16 protein-coding genes and 2 riboswitches are annotated in these 18,653 nt (G+C 72.3%); of the genes, 11 read left to right on the forward strand and 5 right to left on the reverse strand.

The features are described 5' to 3' along the window. Window positions 1-280 precede the first annotated feature (280 nt). Window positions 281-1,204 (forward strand): alpha/beta fold hydrolase, encoded by a 924-nt coding sequence (locus ABZ721_RS16450; RefSeq protein ID WP_358789297.1) that lies wholly within the window; start codon window positions 281-283, stop codon window positions 1,202-1,204. Between the two features lie 128 nt (window positions 1,205-1,332). Then, window positions 1,333-2,835 carry a peptidoglycan DD-metalloendopeptidase family protein gene (locus ABZ721_RS16455; protein WP_358789298.1) on the forward strand — a complete coding sequence of 501 codons (1,503 nt, stop codon included), beginning with the start codon at window positions 1,333-1,335 and terminating at the stop codon, window positions 2,833-2,835. Between the two features lie 88 nt (window positions 2,836-2,923). Here the strand turns inward: ABZ721_RS16455 and pcrA are convergent, their stop codons facing one another. Continuing rightward, complete coding sequence (gene pcrA / locus ABZ721_RS16460) at window positions 2,924-5,377, reverse strand: DNA helicase PcrA (protein WP_358789299.1); 2,454 nt, start codon at window positions 5,375-5,377, stop codon at window positions 2,924-2,926. A 225-nt stretch (window positions 5,378-5,602) separates the two neighbouring features. Then, a riboswitch (cyclic di-AMP (ydaO/yuaA leader) is annotated at window positions 5,603-5,777 on the forward strand. Between the two features lie 5 nt (window positions 5,778-5,782). On the opposite strand from pcrA, the gene ABZ721_RS16465 reads away from it, so the two are divergent. The 8 genes from ABZ721_RS16465 (at window position 5,783) to ABZ721_RS16500 (ending at window position 14,369) form a co-directional block, all read left to right on the forward strand. Continuing rightward, entirely contained in the window at window positions 5,783-6,943 is a 1,161-nt protein-coding gene (locus ABZ721_RS16465; protein WP_358789300.1) for a C40 family peptidase, read from the forward strand. A gap of 139 nt (window positions 6,944-7,082) precedes the next feature. After that, a riboswitch (cyclic di-AMP (ydaO/yuaA leader) is annotated at window positions 7,083-7,248 on the forward strand. Continuing rightward, entirely contained in the window at window positions 7,246-8,298 is a 1,053-nt protein-coding gene (locus tag ABZ721_RS16470) for an NlpC/P60 family protein (RefSeq protein ID WP_358789301.1), read from the forward strand. (Overlaps the previous riboswitch by 3 nt.) A 4-nt stretch (window positions 8,299-8,302) precedes the next feature. Next, window positions 8,303-9,286 carry a DUF4129 domain-containing protein gene (locus ABZ721_RS16475; protein ID WP_358789302.1) on the forward strand — a complete coding sequence of 328 codons (984 nt, stop codon included), beginning with the start codon at window positions 8,303-8,305 and terminating at the stop codon, window positions 9,284-9,286. Next, entirely contained in the window at window positions 9,283-9,768 is a 486-nt protein-coding gene (locus ABZ721_RS16480) for a hypothetical protein (RefSeq protein ID WP_358789303.1), read from the forward strand. The genes ABZ721_RS16475 and ABZ721_RS16480 overlap by 4 nt, the downstream gene beginning before the upstream one ends. A 179-nt stretch (window positions 9,769-9,947) precedes the next feature. After that, the gene (locus ABZ721_RS16485) at window positions 9,948-10,952 is read left to right on the forward strand and encodes a MoxR family ATPase (protein WP_358789360.1); all 1,005 of its coding nucleotides are present in this window, start codon (window positions 9,948-9,950) and stop codon (window positions 10,950-10,952) included. After that, window positions 10,949-12,355, forward strand: coding sequence for a DUF58 domain-containing protein (locus tag ABZ721_RS16490; protein WP_358789304.1), 1,407 nt, complete (start codon window positions 10,949-10,951; stop codon window positions 12,353-12,355). The genes ABZ721_RS16485 and ABZ721_RS16490 overlap by 4 nt, the downstream gene beginning before the upstream one ends. Before the next feature lie 11 nt (window positions 12,356-12,366). Beyond that, window positions 12,367-13,011: a hypothetical protein gene (locus ABZ721_RS16495; RefSeq protein ID WP_358789305.1), complete on the forward strand. Its 645-nt coding sequence runs from the start codon at window positions 12,367-12,369 to the stop codon at window positions 13,009-13,011. Between the two features lie 290 nt (window positions 13,012-13,301). Further along, on the forward strand, window positions 13,302-14,369 hold the full coding sequence (locus tag ABZ721_RS16500; RefSeq protein ID WP_358789306.1) for an NlpC/P60 family protein: 1,068 nt from the start codon (window positions 13,302-13,304) through the stop codon (window positions 14,367-14,369). Between the two features lie 18 nt (window positions 14,370-14,387). On the opposite strand, the gene ABZ721_RS16505 is transcribed toward ABZ721_RS16500, so the two are convergent. Beyond that, on the reverse strand, window positions 14,388-14,711 hold the full coding sequence (locus ABZ721_RS16505; protein ID WP_358789307.1) for a DUF397 domain-containing protein: 324 nt from the start codon (window positions 14,709-14,711) through the stop codon (window positions 14,388-14,390). After that, on the reverse strand, window positions 14,708-15,520 hold the full coding sequence (locus ABZ721_RS16510) for a helix-turn-helix transcriptional regulator (RefSeq protein ID WP_358789308.1): 813 nt from the start codon (window positions 15,518-15,520) through the stop codon (window positions 14,708-14,710). Before ABZ721_RS16510 ends, ABZ721_RS16505 begins: the two co-directional genes overlap by 4 nt. Before the next feature lie 94 nt (window positions 15,521-15,614). Between ABZ721_RS16510 and ABZ721_RS16515 the strand changes: the two genes are divergently transcribed. Further along, window positions 15,615-16,058: an ATP-binding protein gene (locus ABZ721_RS16515; protein WP_358789309.1), complete on the forward strand. Its 444-nt coding sequence runs from the start codon at window positions 15,615-15,617 to the stop codon at window positions 16,056-16,058. 635 nt (window positions 16,059-16,693) lie between these two features. Here ABZ721_RS16515 and ABZ721_RS16520 read toward each other — a convergent pair. Further along, window positions 16,694-17,365, reverse strand: coding sequence for a response regulator transcription factor (locus tag ABZ721_RS16520; RefSeq protein ID WP_358789310.1), 672 nt, complete (start codon window positions 17,363-17,365; stop codon window positions 16,694-16,696). Beyond that, a complete protein-coding gene (locus ABZ721_RS16525) occupies window positions 17,362-18,642 on the reverse strand; it encodes a PspC domain-containing protein (RefSeq protein ID WP_358789311.1) in 1,281 nt (426 codons plus the stop codon). The genes ABZ721_RS16520 and ABZ721_RS16525 overlap by 4 nt, the downstream gene beginning before the upstream one ends. Window positions 18,643-18,653: the final 11 nt, after the last annotated feature.

An 18,653-nucleotide genomic window follows, 5' to 3' on the forward strand; every position in this document is an offset into this window, starting at 1 on the left:
GCCGAGCGGGACCACGAGCGGGACCGAGTGTGAACGAACGTTATCTCCAGCATCCCGTACCCGACAGTTTCGCGGTGCGGACCGAGGGGGAAATCACACGAAGGGACACGTTCGCAACACGTTGGGCCCGCCGCCGTCCTCCGTTCCGCCGGAGGTCGATCCGCGGGCCCGATGCATTTCCCGGAGAGGCGGGGGCTGGGAAGACGGCTCTCCGGACATGGGGGACTAGGGCACACGGGGGACGGAGCTGTCTCCCGTCGTGCCGTTCGGGAGGTGCGCCATGAGCGCCCAGTCGTTCGGATCCGTCGCCACGGGCCGCTGGCTACGGAGTACAGCCGTCGTTCGAGCCGCCGTGCTGGAGCTCGTCATCCTGACCGGCCACCTGCTCCTCTATCCGACGGGCATCCTCCCCGAACGATCTCCCTCCGGCACCGGACCGGCCCCGAGGACCGACCCACCCGCGGACCCACCCACGCACCCGCCGGCGCGAACCGCGAAGACGGCCCGGCCGAAGACAGCACGGACAGCGCAGGCGCCCGCCGACTCCGGCGCGGCGCGAGAGCTGGCCGCCGCCCCGGCGCACCGCCCCGTCCTGCTGCTGCACGGCTTCGTCGACAACCGCTCGGTCTTCACCTTCCTGCGCCGCTCGCTGCGCAACCACGGGTGGACGCACGTCCAGGCGCTGAACTACTCGCCGCTGAGCTGCGACATCCGCACGGCCGCCGTCCTGCTCGGCCGCCACGTCGAACAGATCTGCGCGGAGACCGGGCAGCGGCAGCTGGACGTCGTCGGCCACAGCCTGGGCGGTCTGATCGCCCGCTACTACGTGCAGCGCCTCGGCGGCGACGCCCGGATACGCACGCTGGTGACGCTGGGAACGCCGCACTCGGGCACGCGGCTGGCCCCGCTGCTGGCACCGCACCCGATCGTGCGGCAAATGCGCCCGGGTTCGGGCCTTCTGCAGGAATTGACCCAGCCCGCACCGGGCTGTCGCACGCATTTCGTCGCCTTCTGGAGCGACCTGGACCAATTGATGATCCCGGCGGAAACCGCCCGCATCGACCACCCCGACCTGGTGGTCCACAACGTCCACGTCGCCGGAATCGGGCATCTCTCACTGCCCGTTCACGCCGCCGTGGCGGCGGGGATACGGCAGGCGCTCCTCGGCGAGGAGCTCGCGACGGGGGCGGAGAACGCGGCATAGGCGTCGAATTCAATTCGAACACAACGCATTGTGCGGATCCGGAAGCCGCCGAAGATTGTCGCCGTCGGGGGTAGGGGGCTACAGTCACCGCTAATTCTCCTGCTGCCGAGGCGAAAGAGAAGTAGGCGGTGAACGATCGACACCCGTCGGGGTACGCCCCCGACTACGGTGCTTACGGTTACGACCCGTATGCGACGGGCTCGTACCAGAACATCGGCACTACCTTCGCCGACGGCGACCCGCTCTTCGGAGCGATGGCCGGCACCCCGGACCAGGGCACCACGGGCAGCTACGCGTTCGTCCCGCAGCCCGCACAGCACGGCTACGACACGCCTGACGCGTCCGCCTTCGAAACGGGCAGCTACGACGCGAGCGGCTTCTGGCAGGCGCAGACCGGGACGGGCAGCTACCCGACGTACCAGGAGCCTGCCCCGCAGTTCCCGCCTCATTCCCACGATCCGTACCAGCAGCCGCAGCAGCAGGTGCAGCAGCCGCAGCAGGAGTGGGACTCCGGCCAGTACCCGGCCTACGGCTACAACGCCCCCGGCCAGGACACCGGCAGCTACCCGACCGGCACGTACGACGCGATGTCGTGGGACACCGGCGTCTACGCCGTTCCCGAGCAGGCCGCCCACGTCGAGCACGGCTACGCGCCGGAGCCCGTGGCGGAGTGGACGGACACGTACGAGAACGCCTACGGGACCGCGTACGGTACCGACGCCCCGAACGGGTCGGCCGCCGCGTACCCGTACGAGCCGGAGACCGCGCACGAACCGGAGCCCGAGCACGGGCACGGTCTCGACTCCGCAGCCGAGTACGAGTCCGATGACGCGTACGACCCCGCGCCCGAGGCCGAGCTCGCCCCCGCCCCGGTGGTCCCGTCCGCCCCGCGCGGCGGCGGGAACGGCTGCCGCCGCAAGCGGCCCGCGAAGCGCTCCGCGCTCCTGACCATCGCGGTGCCGTCCGTCGCCGTCATGGGGGTGGCGGCCTGCGCCGCCGCGGCCATCACCGACGTACCCGGCGCCCACGCCTCGGCCTCGACCGAGGCGGCCGCCAAGACCGCCACCAACGCGCCCGTCTCGAAGCTCGACACGCAGCTCGCCGGAGTCACCTCCGACGCGGACGACTTCGCCACCCGCGCCAGCCGTACGCAGGAGCGGATCGACCTCAAGGACCGCGAGGCCGCCGCGAAGAAGGCGAAGGCCGACGCGGCGGCGCGCAAGGAGGCCCTGCGGCCGAAGTTCCTGCTGCCGGTGGCGCAGCGCGGACTGAGCGCGTACTACGGCCAGTCCGGCGTCAACTGGATGGCCCTGCACACCGGCATCGACTTCCCGGTCGACCCCGGAACGCCGGTGTCGGCCGTGACCGACGGCACGATCCGCACGCAGTGGAACAACTCCTACGGCAACATGGCCATAGTGACCGCCGCCGACGGCACCGAGACCTGGTACTGCCACCTCAGCAGCACCAAGATCCGCTCGGGCAAGGTCAAGGCCGGCCAGGTCATCGCGTACTCGGGCGACACCGGCAACACCACGGGACCGCACCTGCACTTCGAGGTCCGGCCGGGCGGCGGTACCGCGATCGACCCGCTGCCGTGGCTGCGCGCCCACGGCCTCGACCCCCGCTGACCGCTACCACCCGGAAAACACAAGGCTGGGACGGCCGCAGCCGTCCCAGCCCGATCAGCAGCCCGCCGAAAATCCCGACGAACCGCCCTCAGAGCTTCTGCACCGGCGCGTACCGCAGCAGCAGCCGCTTCGGCTTCTCCTCGCCGAAGTCGATCGTCGCCTGCGCCTCGGATCCGCTGCCGCTGACCCCGACGACCGTGCCGAGGCCGAACTGGTCGTGCGTGACCCGGTCCCCCACCGTCAGCGCGATCACCGGGCGGTCGGTCGCCCGCCGCGTCGCGAAGCCCTTGGGGCCGGCCTTCGACCGCGAGGACGACAGCGACGAGGCCGCGGCGGACATCGCCGCCCCCGGCCCGGCCGGCGGGCCGGTCCGCTTCCAGTCGATCAGCGTGGGCGGGATCTCCTCCAGGAAGCGCGAGGCCGGGTTGTACGAGGGCTGGCCCCATGCGCTGCGCATCGTCGACCGCGTCACGTACAGCCGCTCGCGCGCCCGCGTGATGCCGACGTACGCCAGCCGGCGCTCCTCCTCCAGCTCCTTGGCCTGCCCCAGGGCCCGCATGTGCGGGAAGACCCCGTCCTCCATGCCGGTCAGGAAGACCACCGGGAACTCCAGGCCCTTGGCGGTGTGCAGCGTCATCAGCGTTATGACGCCGCCCCCCTCCTCGTCGTCCGGGATCTGGTCCGAGTCGGCGACCAGCGCGACGCGCTCCAGGAACTCCGAGAGGGTGCCGGGCTCCGCGTCCTCCGCCGCCGCCCGCTCCTGCTCGAACTCCAGGGCGACGGCGGCGAGTTCCTGGAGGTTCTCGATGCGCGTCTCGTCCTGCGGGTCCGTGGACGCCTGGAGCTCCGCCAGGTAGCCCGTCCGCTCCATCACCGCTTCGAGCACGGTCGCGGGACCGGCGCCCGACTCGACGATGGTGCGCAGCTCCTCCAGCAGCACGTTGAACTTCTTGACCGCGTTGGAGGAGCGGGCGGCCATGCCGTAGGCCTCGTCGACCCGGCGCAGCGCCTGCGAGAAGGAGATCTTCTCGCGCAGCGACAGGGCGTCGATCATCGCCTCGGCCCGGTCGCCGATGCCGCGCTTGGGCACGTTCAGGATCCGGCGGAGCGGGACGGTGTCCTCGGGGTTCGACAGGACGCGCAGGTACGCGAGGATGTCGCGGACCTCCTTGCGCTCGTAGAACCGCACCCCGCCGACGACCTTGTAGGGCAGCCCGACGCGGATGAAGACCTCTTCGAAGACACGCGACTGGGCGTTGGTCCGGTAGAAGACGGCGACGTCGCCGGGGCGGGAGTCGCCCGCGTCCGTCAGCCGGTCGATCTCCTCGGCGATGTACTGCGCCTCGTCGTGCTCGTGGTCGGCCACGTAGCCGGTGATGACGGGGCCGTCGCCGGCGTCCGTCCACAGGTTCTTCGCTCGGCGGCCCGCGTTGCGCTCGATGACGGCGTTGGCGGCCGTGAGGATCGTCTGGGTGGAGCGGTAGTTCTGCTCCAGCAGGATCGTCGTCGCCTGCGGGTAGTCCTCCTCGAACTGGAGGATGTTGCGGATGGTGGCGCCGCGGAAGGCGTAGATGCTCTGGTCCGCGTCACCCACCACGCACAGCTCGGCGGTGTCGTCGCCGGTGCCGACCAGCTCGCGCACCAGGGTGTACTGAGCGTGGTTGGTGTCCTGGTACTCGTCCACGAGGACGTGGCGGAAGCGGCGCCGGTAGTGCTCGGCGACGTCCGGGAACGCCTGGAGCAGGTGCACCGTGGTCATGATGATGTCGTCGAAGTCCAGGGCGTTGGCCTCGCGCAGCCGCGCCTGGTAGAGCGCGTACGCCTCGGCGACGTGCTTCTCGAAGGGGTTCTCCGCCTGCCGGGCGTAGTCCTCCTCGTCGATCAGCTCGTTCTTGAGGTTGGAGACCTTCGCGCTGAACGACTTCGGCGGGAACTGCTTCGGGTCGAGGTCCAGGTCCCGGCAGACGAGCGCCATGAGCCGCTTGGAGTCGGCCGCGTCGTAGATCGAGAAGCTGGAGGTGAAGCCGAGCTTCTTGCTCTCGCGGCGCAGGATCCGCACGCACGCGCTGTGGAAGGTCATCACCCACATCGCGTTGGCGCGCGCGCCGACGAGGTCGCCGACGCGCTCCTTCATCTCGCCCGCGGCCTTGTTCGTGAAGGTGATCGCGAGGATCTCCCCCGGGTGCGCCCCGCGGGTGCCCAGCAGGTGGGCGATGCGGTGCGTCAGCACCCGCGTCTTGCCCGAGCCGGCGCCCGCGACGATGAGCAGCGGCCCGCCCGCGTGCACGACGGCGGCGCGCTGCTGCTCGTTCAGCCCCTCCAGGAGCTGGGCGGGGTCGACCGCCGGGCGGGCGGCCCCATCCCGGTAGTACGCGTCCCGGCCGCCTTGCGGGGGTCCGTTGAAGCGCCCCCCGAAGAGGTCGTCCGCCGCATCGTCCGGCCCGTGCGCGGAGCCGTGCTCCGGGGGCGGCGGGACGGATTCCGACGCGTGGTCGGGGGCCTGGAGGTCGGCCAGGAAGCTGTCGTCAAAGAGGCTGCTCATCGCCTCCCGAGTCTAGGCGCCCCCACTGACACCTCGTACTCAGCTTGCGGGAGTCCGCCAGGAGCGCTCCGCGAGCGCTCACTCTCCGCTGTCGTACCCGCCCACTGTGCTCACATCACGAAATGGTTTCGGGCCTATCGGACACCGGTCTTCCCACAGGACACGAGTGTTGGCTACCGTGCCGGACCAGACGGTCCGTCCTCCCCTTCGGCAACACGCCGTCACGGACCGTCTCCGCTGAGTGCGGCCGCGAGGCCGCAGCCGGGGACCCATCAGCACCACTGGGGTGAATCGGCCCGCACGGGGCCTCCCGCGAGGGAAGTCCCGCACGGACCGTAGGGCGACCTTCCGACAGCCCGAACCCGACAGCTAACCCGGTAAGCGGTTCACGGAAGGGCTTCTGCCTTGGCGTCGCACCGCAAACCCCGCCCCGGCATCCGCGCAGGGCTGCTCACCACGGCCGGCCCCCGTGCGGCCGTCGGCCTGACGGCGGCGGCCCTGGCCACCGTCACCCTGCTCGGCGAGACGGCGAGCGCGGCACCCGCGCAGCCGCAGCCGCCCTCCATCGAGGAGGTGCAGGCGAAGGTCGACGCGCTCAACCATGACGCGGAGGTCGCCACCGAGCGCTACAACGGCGCGAAGGAGCAGGCCGACCTGCAGAGCTCCAAGGTCGAGACGCTGCTGAACCAGGTCGCGCAGCGGACGGCGGCGCTGAACGACGCGCGGCGGGTGCTGGGCCAGTACGCGGCCGCCCAGTACCGCAGCGGCGGCGTCGACTCGACGAGCACCTTCCTGCTCTCCGACACTCCGCAGGAGTTCTTCGACCAGACGCATCAGATGAAGCGGATGACGGGCAACCAGAAGGACGCCGTCGAGACGTTCCGCGTCGAGCAGGCCACCACGACGCAGAAGCGCGGTGAGGCGGTGAAGGGCCTCGAAGCGCTGAACACGTCACGGACGAAGCTGGAGACGGAGAAGCAGACCGTCAAGGCGAAGCTGGCGGAGGCCCAGCGGCTCCTCAACACCCTGACCGCCCAGGAGAAGGCCCGGCTGGCCGCGGCGGCGGCCAAGAAGGCGGAGGACGACCGCAGGCGCGCCGCCGAGATCGCCGCCAAGGAGAAGGCCGCGCGGGAGGCCGCCTCCAAGGAGGCGGCGAAGGACCCCGGGGGCGACACGGGGACCGGCACCGGCGGATCGTCCGGCACGGGCACCAGCTCGTCCCAGGCGGAGAAGGCCATCGCCTTCGCCCAGCAGCAGATCGGCAAGCCGTACGTGTGGGGCGCCACGGGCCCGAACTCGTTCGACTGCTCGGGGCTCACCCAGGCGGCCTGGAAGGCGGCCGGCATCGACCTGCCGCGCACCACCTGGGACCAGGTGAAGTCGGGCGACCGCGTCTCCACGTCGGAGCTGCGCCCCGGGGACCTGATCTTCTTCTACGACGACATCAGCCACGTCGGCCTCTACATAGGCGACGGCAACATGATTCACGCGCCGCACACCGGCACGGTTGTCAAGATCGCACCCATTACCCAGATGCCCATCTATGGGGCCTCGCGTCCGTCTTGATCCGGACAAGACGGTCACAATAGGTAAGGTAACGATGCGATTTCGCTCACCTTCCGAAGGAAACTTCCCAACAACGGCCCCAGTTGGCTACGGTGACCCGCTAGGCAGATCGTTCCCAAGCCGGCGCAGTGCCGACGGCGAACTGCCTCCGCTGAATGCGGCCGCGAGGCCGGAACCGGGGACCCACACGCAAGACTTGGGGTGAATCGGGGCGAACGTCCGCACAACGGACGCCAGCACCGTAGGGCAGCCTTCCACAGCCCGAACCCGTCAGCTAACCCGGTAAGCGGACCACGGAAGGAATGTCTGCCTTGGCGTCGCACCGCAAACCGCGCCCGCGAATACTCGCCTCCACCGGCCCCCGCGCCATGGTGGGCCTGACCACGGTGGCGCTGGCCACCGTGACCCTGCTGAGCGAGTCCGCGAGCGCCGCGCCCGCGAAGCCCTCCATCACGGAGGTCAAAGCGCAGATCGACGACCTTCGCGAGAAGGCCGAAGTCGCCACGGAGCACGCGAACGCGGCGAAGGAGAAGACCGACCAGCAGCGCGCGAAGGCCGACCTGCTGCTGGCCGAGGTCGCGAAGAAGACGCAGAAGCTGAACGAGGCCCGCGAGACCCTGGGCCAGTTCGCCGCCGCCCAGTACCGCGAAGGCGGCGTCGACCAGACCACCGCCCTGCTGCTCTCCGACAACCCGGAGAAGTTCCTCGAGCAGTCCCACCTCGTGGACCGTGTGTCGGCCACGCAGGAAGAGGCCATCAAGGAGTTCCGCACCCAGCAGACCGCCGCGACGACCGAGCGCACCAAGGCCGCCGCCAGCGTCGCCGACCTCGCCGCCGCGCAGACCAAGCTGGCGGCCGAGAAGAAGAACGCCGCCGCCAAGCTCGCCGACGCGCAGAAGCTGCTCAGCAGCCTCACCGCCGAGGAGCAGAAGAAGGTCAAGCAGCTCGACACCCAGCAGTCCGGCAGCGGCAACAGCGCGTCCTACACGTACAACGGCCCCGCCAGCGGCCGCGCCGCCCAGGCGATCAGCTTCGCCCTCGCCCAGCGCGGCAAGCCGTACGTCTCCGGCGCCACCGGCCCGAACTCGTACGACTGCTCGGGCCTCACGCAGGCCGCGTACCGCTCGGCCGGCATCAGCATCAGCCGCACCACGTACACCCAGATCAACGACGGCCAGCGCGTCTCGCAGTCCGCGCTGCGCCCCGGCGACCTGGTGTTCTTCTACTCCGGCATCAGCCACGTGGCCATCTACCTGGGCAACGGCGAGATCGTGCACGCCCCGCACCCGGGCGGCGTCGTCGAGGTCGGCAAGATGAGCTGGATGCCGTTCGCCGGCGCAGTGCGCCTCGCCTGACCCCTTGGCCCGGATCACCGGTCGGCCGGTCCTCCTGCTCGCCACCGCCGCTGTGGGCGGTCTGGTCCTCGCGGCCGGTGCGCTGCGGGCAGGGGGCGGCCGATCGGTGTTCGACGGCTCGGACGGCTCGGGCCCGCTCTCGTACCACGGCGGCTACCTCGCGCTGCTGGCCCTCGCGTGCGTGGTGGGCGGCGCGCTGCTCGCCGCGCGCTACCGCCGGGCCGTCCAGCACATCGACAGCCCCGACCCGGCCGCCGAACGCCTCAAGGACGCGGCGCTGCCGCTGCTGACCGCCGCCCTCGTCCTGGTGCCCGTCGCCGTGCTCCTCAGCCACCGCAGCGAACCGGCGGGTGCCGAGCCGCGGAACGAGCCGATCCCCACCGCGACGCCGAGCGGGCCGCCCGTCAGCGAGCAGCCGGCACCGCCGTCGGACGCCACCGGACAGCCCTCGGACGGATCGTCCTTCGACCTGTTCCACCTGCTGCTCCTCGTCGGAGCGGCGCTGGCCGCAGCCGTGATCGTCGTCGCGCTCGTCCGCTGGCTGCGCTGGTACCTGGCCGGCCGGTCCGGAGCCGGCCTCCAGCTGATCCCCGGCAGCCCCGACGCCGCCGGGAACGCGCTCGCCGGCGCCGTCGACTCCGGCCGCCGGGCCCTGCACGGCGAGGACGCGCGCGCCGCCGTGATCGCCTGCTACGCGGCGATGGAGACCACCCTCGGCCGGTCCGGGATCGCCCGGCTCGACTCGGACAGCCCCACGGACCTGCTGCACCGCGCGGTCGCCGGCGGCACCCTGACCGGGACCGCTGCCGGGGAGCTGACGCAGCTCTTCCGCGAGGCGCGGTACTCCAGCCACCCGATGGACGACGGCCACCTGCGACGGGCCGGCGCCGCCCTCGACACGATCGCGGCCCAACTGGCCGCCGCGGCACGGGACGCGGAGAGCCCGCAGGACGCCACCGTCGCCACGGCCCCGGCAGGTGACCGGTGACCCCGGGCTCCACGCGCCACACCCTGCTCGTGCTCGGCACGTTCGCGGCCGGCACCGAGGCCGCCCTCGCGCTGGCCGGCGGGCTCGCCGCGGCCGGCACCGGCTTGCTGGTCCTCACCGCCGTCGCCCTGCTCACCGCCCGCTACACGGCCGGCTTCGACTCCCAGGACCAGGGCTACCGCAGACCGGTCCGGCTGCTGGGCAGGAGAACGCCCCGGCTGGGCGACTGGGGCCGGGCGGTCGCCCTGGGGACGTCCGCCGAGAACGGCTGGACCCAGACCCTGCAGCCCGGCGTCCAGCGGCTGTACGCGGCCCGGCTCGCCGAACGGCACGGGATCTCGCTGCTCGCCCAGCCCGAGCGGGCCGCCGCCGTGGTCGGCCCCGAGCTGTGGCCCTGGATCGACCCCCGTGAGCCCGCCCCGCACGGCACCATCCCGCCGCAGGTCCTGCGGGCCGTCCTCGACCGCCTCGACGAGCTGTGACCAGGACCGCCGTGCCCCATCGGAACCACTGAACCGCCGAACGTCCTCCCAGGAGCACCGTGACGACCATTCAGCCGGCCCAGCCCATCGACCGACCCACGGAAGCTCAGGCCACCGTCGACCGACCCGCCGACACCCATCCCGCCGGTGCCCGCCCCGTCACTCCCGCGCACCCGGCCCTGACACCGCGCGAGGCCGGTGAGCGCGCCCGCCAGGTGCTCGCCGAGATCGAGCGCGCCGTGGTCGGCAAGCCCGAATCCCTCGAACTGGTCATGCTGGGGGTGCTCGCCGGCGGCCATGTCCTCATCGAGGACCTGCCGGGGCTCGGCAAGACGCTGCTCGCCCGCTCTTTCGCCACCACCCTCGGACTCGACTTCCGCCGCATCCAGTTCACCCCCGACCTGCTGCCCTCCGACGTGTCGGGCGCGCCCTTCTACGACCAGCGCAGCGGCGAGATGGTCTTCCGGCCGGGCCCGCTCTTCACGCACCTGCTGCTGGCCGACGAGATCAACCGGACGCCCCCCAAGACCCAGGCGGCGCTGCTGGAGGCGATGGCCGAGGCGCAGGTCTCGGTCGACGGCGTCACCCGGCGGCTGCCGGAGCCGTTCGTCGTCATCGCCACGGCGAACCCCATCGAGTACGAGGGCACGTACAGCCTGCCCGAGGCGCAGTTGGACCGCTTCCTGCTGCGCGTCAGGATGGGGTACCTGCCGCCCGCCGACGAGGCGTCGATGCTCCGCACCCGCCTCGACCGGGCCGCGCCGGAAGCCGTGCTCGACACCCTCAGCACGCCCGCCGAGGTGCTCGCCATGCGGGCCAGCCTGGAGAGCGTCGAGGTCGACGACGACCTGGTCGCGTACGTCGTCGCCCTCATCGGCGCGACCCGCGCCCACCCGCAGATCCAGGTCGGCGCCTCGCCGCGCGGCGGTCTCGCGCTGGTGCAGCTGGCCCGCGCCCGCGCGGTGCTCGACCGGCGCGACTACGTCACCCCGGAGGACGTGAAGGCCCTGGTCGTCCCGGCCCTCGCGCACCGCGTCACGCTGCGGCCCGAGCTGTGGGTGCGGCAGATCAACGCCGACGACGTCATCGCCGAGGTCGCGCGGTCGGTGCCGGCGCCGCAGACCCTGCCCGCCGACAAGCGCCGCCCCGACGGCGGCGTCCCGCGGCAGGCAGCGCGGCCGTGACCGCGGGCCGACAGCCGCCGGGGAGGCCCGCCACCCGGCCGGCCGCCGTCCCCGCGCACATCGCGCGGGCGCTGGGCGGCCCGCCCGACGCCGGCGCCGACGAGGTGGCGGAGCCCGCCGAGCCGCCGGCCCCGCCGCCGCCCGGCTGGCGGATCGGCGAGCGCGCCCTGCGGCTGCTCACGGTGGCCGCCGTGGCGGCGGCCGCCGCCCTGCTCACCGGCCACGCCTGGCTGCTGGCCCTGGCGGCGGGACCGGTCGTCCTGCTGGTGCTGGCCGGACCGGGAGCCGCCGCGAGCGGAGCCGGCCGCCCGACCCGGCTGGCGGCCGCCGTCGAGACGGAACCCGACCGCTGCTTCGAGAACGAGGACATCGCCGTCCGGATCCGGCTCGACTTCGACGGGGCGGCCGGCTGGATCGACCCGGGCATCACGCTGGGCCCCGGCATCGAGCTGACCGCGCTCACCGTCGACGGCCCGGTCGTCGCACTCGCCCTCACCGCCCGCCGCTGGGGCCGCTGGAGCCTGGGCACGGTCGACGTGGACGTCTACGACACGGGCGGCCTCGCCCGCCGCACGGTCCGCGCCGAACTCGGCGAGATCCAGGTCTTCCCGGTGCCCGCGCAGGCCTCCCTCACCCCCATCCCGGTCCGGCTGCCGGACCGCCTGGGCGAGCACACCGCCCGGCAGAACGGCGACGGCATCGAGGTCGTCGGGGTGCGCCCGCACATCTGGGGCGAACGGCAGCGGCGCATCCACTGGCCCTCGACCACCCGGCGCGGCAGCATCCAGATCAACCAGTTCGCCGCCGAGCGCACGGCCGACACCGTCGTGCTGGTCGACGCCCTCGTCGACTTCGTGGACCCCGCGACCCGGACCTCGGGACTGGACGAGACGGTCCGCGCCGCCGCCGGCCTCACCCGCGCCTACCTGCGCAGCCACGACCGCGTCGGCCTGGTGTCGATCGGCGGCACGCTGCGCTGGCTGCAACCCGGCTCCGGCAACGGGTACTTCTACCGGATCGTCGAGAGCGTGCTGGAGGTCCGCAAGGACCTCGGCTACTCCGTCCCCGCCCTCCAGCGGCTGCCCCCGCCGGCGCTGCCCCGCGGCGCCCTCGTCTACGCGGTCACCCAGCTCGCCGACGAGCGGATCCTCGAAGTGCTGGGCGACCTCGCGCGCCGCGGCAACCCCCTGGTCGTCATCGAGATCCCGACCGGCGCCCCGTACATCGCGCCCGGCGACACCGTCGGGCACCTCGCCCGGCGGCTCTGGCTCGCCGACCGGGCGGCGATGCGGTTCGCGCTGCGGGAGCGCGGGATCCCGGTCGTCGCCCAGTCCGCGGGCAAGAGCCTCGACCTGGCCCTCGCCCCGCTGCTCCGCACCCGAATCCAGGGCAGGACCCGATGACGCAGGACCCGATGACGCAGAGCACTGCCGCAGCCCTCCCCCAGGTGCCCGTCTGGCCGATGCGCGGCCTCGGGGTCGCGCTCGCCCTCGCCGCCTGCGATCCGCGCATCGGCGCTTCCCCCACCCCGGCCGAGGTGGTGCCACCGCTCGCCGCGGTCGCGCTGGCCTGCTGGGCGGCCCCGCCGCTGGTCCGGCGCCCCGTCCAGTACTCGGCCCGCAGGACCGCGCTGCTGTCCCAGCACCGCAACACGGTCTTCGCCGTCGGCTGCGTCGTCCTGGCCGCGTTCAGCACGCCGCCGGTCTGGCTGGCGTCGTGCGTCGCGGCCCTGCTGCTGACCTACCTCCTCATCGTGGACGCCTGCGCCGCGGGCCCGGCGGGCATCCGGCAACTGCGGGCGCGCCACGTCCCCCTGGCCGCGTACGGCGCGAGCGGGCTGGTCCTGTTCGCCGCGTTCGCCCCCTCCGACGGCAGCGCCTGGGGCCCGGCGGTCGCGGCCGTCGCCGTGGGCGCGGTGGCGTTCGCGGTGGGGACGGCTCTGTGGCCGCGCGGGCCCCGGGCGCCCCGGTTGCCTCGCGCACCCCGCACACCTCGGGCCTCCCGCAAACCCCATGCGCCTCGTGAGTCTCGTAGCAGGGTCGGGACGCCGGAGCAGTAGCAACGGCCCCATTGATCAGTGCTGTGCCGGAAAGGGTCTTTTCCCGTCTCGAACAGCGATCAATGAAGCACATCCGTTGGACGATTGGGACCAGTCCTGCGCTCCGCCGTATTCCACCGCCTTCCCGGTTTAGCGTCCTCCTCCAGGTGGCCGAACCCCACTGCCGTCGGACCACGACGACACGGCCGCCCCCGCCGAAGATCCGGCGGTGTTCCGCTTCCCCGTGCGGACGCCGCCGGATCGAGGTCCCCCCGGCGGGCCAGCCCAGGCGAAAGAGGAGTGACGGCCGCGTGGCGTCGCACAGAAAGCCCAAGCAGCGCTCACTCACCGGTACCACCGCACGAACCGCGGTCACCCTCGCCATGGCGGGAGCCGCGTCGGTCACCGCCTTCGGCGAGACCGGCCACGCCGACCCGCAGCTCAGCCCCGGCGAGGTCAGGACCCAGGTCGACGCCCTCTACGAGCAGGCGGAACAGGCAACCGAGCAGTACAACGGCGCCAAGGAGGCGGCGGACAGCGCCCGCGCCGACGTGGGCAGGCTCCAGGACCAGCTGGCGCGCAAGACCGCGAAGCTCAACAGCACCCGCGACCAGATCGGCGCCATCGCGGCCGCGCAGTACCGCTCGGGAGGCATCGACCCGGCCATGCAGCTCGCGCTGGACTCGACGCCCGACACGTACCTCGAACGGGCCGCCCTCATCGACCAGGTGAGCGGCCGCGAGGCGGACATCCTGCGCACCCTCGGCCAGCAGCAGCGGGAGATCACCACGACGCACGACGCGGCGGACGCCAAGCTCGCCACCCTCAGCGAGGCGCAGACGAAGCTCGCGGAGCACAAGCGCACCATCGAGACCAAGCTGAAGGCCGCCCAGACGCTCCTGGACCGCCTCACGGCCGCCCAGCGGGCCGCGGTCGAGCAGGACGGGCCCGCGACGGCGACGAACGCCGCCCACGCCGACCGCTCCAGCGCCCGCGCCCCGATCGCCCCCGGCGAGATCCACGCCCCGTCGGCCCGCGCGGCGCAGGCCGTCGCCTTCGCCTACACCGCGATCGGCCTCCCGTACGTCTGGGGCGCCACCGGGCCGTCCGGCTACGACTGCTCGGGCCTCACCCAAGCCGCCTGGAAGGCCGCGGGCGTCTCACTCCCCCGCACGACGTACACCCAGATCAACGCGGGCCAGCGCGTGTCCGAGTCCCAACTCCAACCCGGCGACCTGGTCTTCTTCTACTCCGGCATCAGCCACGTCGGCCTCTACATCGGCAACGGCCAGATGATCCACGCCCCCCACCCAGGCGCGCCGATCCGCATCGCGCCGATCAACGAGATGCCCTTCGCCGGCGCGAGCCGCCCGTCGTGACCTGACGGACCCCGCCCGTCAGCTCCCCGACCCGCCGAGCCCCCGAGCACCCGCGAACGCCACGAACGCCGCCCAGGCGTCGGGCGAGAAGGCGAGCTGGGGGCCGGCCGGGTCCTTGGAGTCACGGACGTGAACGGTGGTGGGGCAGGTGGCGACCTCGACGCAGGCGCCGCCTTCGGCATTGCTGCGGCTGGACTTGCGCCAGTCGAGGGCTACCTCGACGCACTCTCCGCCTTCGGAGTTGCTGTGACTGGACTTACGCCAGTCGAGGGCGACTTCGATGCAGTTGCCACCATCGTCATTGCTGTAGCTGGACTTGAACCACGTCAGCTGTGTGCTCACAGTTCCTCCGCCAACTTGCTGATGAATCGAGCGGACTCCTCCGGGTTCAGAGCCTGCCGGAGGATCATCGCATAGCGTTGCGAGAGGACGCTGACCCTCTCCGCGTCGCCGTACAACGCCCCTACGTGCTGGCCTTCTTCGTAGGCGAGTTGCTCGTGCTCGGGAGTCTCCAGCAGAACGAAAGGCCCCCGGAGTCCCGGGTGTGCTCCGCGGTCGGCGGGCATGACTTGAATGGTCACGTGACGGGGCTTTCCCGCCTCCAGGAGGTGTTCCATCTGCCGCGTGTACGACGCCGCATCGCCGACGCGGCAGCGAAGAGCCGTCTCGGCGACGACGAAGTTGAAGGACTTGGTCTGCCTGGCCAGCAGTGACTGCCGATCAATACGGGCAGACACCCGCTCCTCGACCGTCTCGTCGTCCAGCGGAGGCCAGGAGGATTCGAGTAACGCTCGTGCCGTTTCCTCGGTTTGCAGCAGGCCCGGAACGTACTGGGTTTCGTACGAGCTGAGCACGATCGCCTCTGCCTCGTACCGCATGAAATCCAAGGTGTACGAGGGAAACCGTTCCGGTTTCAGATAGTCCTGCGCCGCCACCAGCAGACCGTGCGCCCCGCACATCTCGTCCGCCACCTCAAGCAACCGCAGCGTCGGCTTTCGCCGACCCATCTCCATCGACTTCACCGTCTCGTACTCGTAGCCCGCTTCCTTCCCGAGCTGCTCGCGGCTGATCGCCGCCCGCGTGCGCCAGAGTTTGATCTGGTTGCCGCAGTAGCGCCAGGCCATCGGGGGCGGGGACTCGGTGTTGGACATGCGTTCCGCCTTTCCGGTACCCGCGAGGTACGGCTACGGTGCGTACTCGGGTCGTTACTGCCGAGGCTATGCCCCGCACGGCACGGTATGACCCATGAACGTCGGAACTTCACCGGTCGCAAGGCCTGGCGGCCTTCCCCAGGACATTGAGTGGCGCCTGCCGTCCCACCCCCGCAGCGTGGGCCGGGCCCGAACGCTGCTGCGTACGCAGTCCAGTTCGTGGCGGCTTCCGGAGGACGCGGTGGAGACCGCCGTCCTGCTGCTCAGCGAGTTGATGACGAACGCCTGCCGTCACGGGCACGCGTCGCCGGGCCGGGAGATCAGCGCGCGCTGCGTGCTGCGGGGCACGACGCTGCGCGTCGAGGTGTCGGACGCGGGCAGCGGACTTCCCCGGCTTCTCGCCGCCGGGCCGGACGACGAGTCCGGGCGGGGCCTCGCCCTCGTCGCGGCCCTCGCGCAGGCCTGGGACGCCGGCCCGCGCCCGTGCGGCATCGGCAAGACGGTGTGGTTCGAACTCGCCGTCCCGGCCGTCGGCTGAGGTCAAGACGGTACGGAGGGGTGCGTCTGCGGCGCTGCGCACCTTGACCGGGCGGAGGGGGAGGCCCCGGCGCTGCGCGCCTGGCAGTGACGCCGGTCCGCTGCGCGGCCGGGATACGGAGCGGTGCCGGTCCGCTGCGCTTCCCGGGCGCGGCCCGGGGATTGGCTGGGGGCGGGCGGGGCGGTGCGGGTGGCGGAGCCGGACGATCAGCGTGAGGGGGCTGGGCTTCGCCAGGTGGAGTTCTGTGCGTCCTTGGTGATCCACATCGGCCTGAGGTTCGCCTCATGGGACCCATACGGTGGCCTCCGTCCCACCCGCCCCACATTTCGCGCAGAAGGAGGGCTGGACGCCGCTCCCCGGGCGGCATCTCCCCGCGCGACCACCCCGCCACCCCGCAACTGGCCGCGCAGCGGGCCGGCCCCCTCCGCTTCGCGGGCGGCGCAGCGGGTCGCCTCGTTGCCAGGCGCGCAGCGCCGGGGGCCTCCCCCTCCGCGCGGTCAAGGTGCGCAGCGCCGCAGACGCACACTCCGAACCGCTCTGACCCCAGCCGCCCCCACACCGCCCGACACCGCCTGAACGTCCGCCCCGGCAGCCGTCGGCCCCGGCAGCCGTCAGGCCAGGCGGCGGCCCGGCCGTCAGACCAGGCGCCGTGCCGTCGCCCACCGCGTGAGCTCGTGCCGGTTGGAGAGCTGGAGCTTGCGCAGGACCGCCGAGACGTGGGACTCCACGGTCTTCACCGAGATGAAGAGCTGCTTGGCGATCTCCTTGTACGCGTAGCCGCGCGCGATCAGCCGCAGCACCTCGCGTTCGCGCTGAGTGAGGCGGTCCAGGTCCTCGTCGACCGGCGGGGCGTCCGTCGAGGCGAAGGCGTCGAGGACGAAGCCGGCCAGCCGCGGGGAGAAGACGGCGTCGCCGTCGGAGACCCGGAAGATGGAGTTGACCAGGTCGGGGCCGGTGATGGTCTTGGTGACGTAGCCGCGCGCGCCGCCGCGGATGACGCCGATGACGTCGTCGGCCGCGTCGGAGACCGAGAGCGCCAGGAAGCGGACGGGCCGCTCCGCGTCGCCCATCAGCGGGGCGCAGCGCCGGAGCACTTCGACACCGCCGCCGCCCGGGAGGTGCACGTCCAGCAGGACGACCTCGGGGCGGGTGGCGGTGATGACCGTGACGGCCTGGTCCACGTCGGCGGCTTCGCCGACGACTTCGACGCCCGTCCGCTCGGTCTCGCCGATCTCGGCCTGGACGCCGGTCCTGAACATCCGGTGGTCGTCGACGAGCACGACCCTTACGCGTCGGTCCTCAGTCATGACGCCACCCTCTCCATTTCGAGTTCCACTTCCGTGCCCCCGCCCGGTGCGCTGCGCAGTCGCGCCTCGCCGCCGTTCCGCTGCATGCGGCCGATGATCGACTGCCGTACGCCCATGCGGTCCTCCGGCACCTGGTCGAGGTCGAACCCGGGCCCCCGGTCCCTGACGGACACGAAGACCTTGCGCTCCTCGACCTCGGCGTACACCTGAACCGCTTCGTCGCCACCGTACTTGGCCGCGTTCACCATTGCCTCGCGTGCGGCTGCCATCTGTGCGACGAGATTGTCGTCGAGCGGGCAGTCGCCGACGCAGACGACCTCGACGGGCACCCCGTGGGCGTCCTCCACCTCGGCGGCGGCCTTGCGCACCGCGTCGGCGAAGTTGGTCGGCTCGTCCTCCTTGCCGGTGCCCTCCGGGCGGTACAGCCAGGCCCGCAGCTCGCGTTCCTGGGCGCGGGCGAGGCGGGCCACCTCGCGCGGGTCCTCGGCGTTGCGCTGGATGAGGGTGAGGGTGTGCAGGACGGAGTCGTGGACGTGTGCGGCGACTTCGGCACGCTCCTGGGCCCGGATGCGCATCAGCCGCTCGGCCGACAGGTCCTGGGTCAGGCGCACGAGGTACGGCCCGGCGATCAGGGCCACCCCGACCAGTACGGCGAGGGCCGCCTGGAGGATGCCGCCGAGGTGGCTGCCGGAGCTGCGCACCACGAGGAAGCCCGTGACCCCGGCCCCGACCAGCAGCACGCCGGCGGCACCGCGGGCGATCGGCCAGAACCGCTTGCCCTGGCTCATCTCGACCCAGCGGCTGCGGCGGGCGTTGTCGGCCTGCCGCCAGACCAGGGCGACGCCGAGGCCGATGACGAGCAGCGGCCAGATGGCGGCGTTGGCCGCGCCCAGGTTCAGGTTGCTGACGAGGACGCCGAGGCCGATGAAGAGCGCGATGAGCGCGAGGATCTGGCCCTTGTCGGGACGCCGTCCGGCCAGCCAGGACTTGGCGTCGCGCGGCTCCTTCGCCTCGCTCACCCCGCCGACGCCGAGCGGCACGAAGAACCAGAAGAGGGCGTAGAGCAGGACGCCGAGGCCGTTGAACGTCGCGAGCACCACGAAGACGACCCGCACCCACGACACCGGCAGCCCGAGGTGGCCGGCGAGCCCGCGCGCCACTCCGCCGATCATCCGGCCCTCGGAGCTGCGGTAGAGCTTGCGCAGCGGCGGGTCCGCCGGGTCGGGCGGCTTCAGGTAGGACGCGCCCGTCGCAGGAGCAGGGGTGGTGGCTGGCATACCCCGATCGT

Origin of the sequence: Streptomyces sp. NPDC006733, assembly GCF_040636125.1 — a bacterium.
Taxonomy (GTDB): Bacteria; Actinomycetota; Actinomycetes; order Streptomycetales; family Streptomycetaceae; genus Actinacidiphila.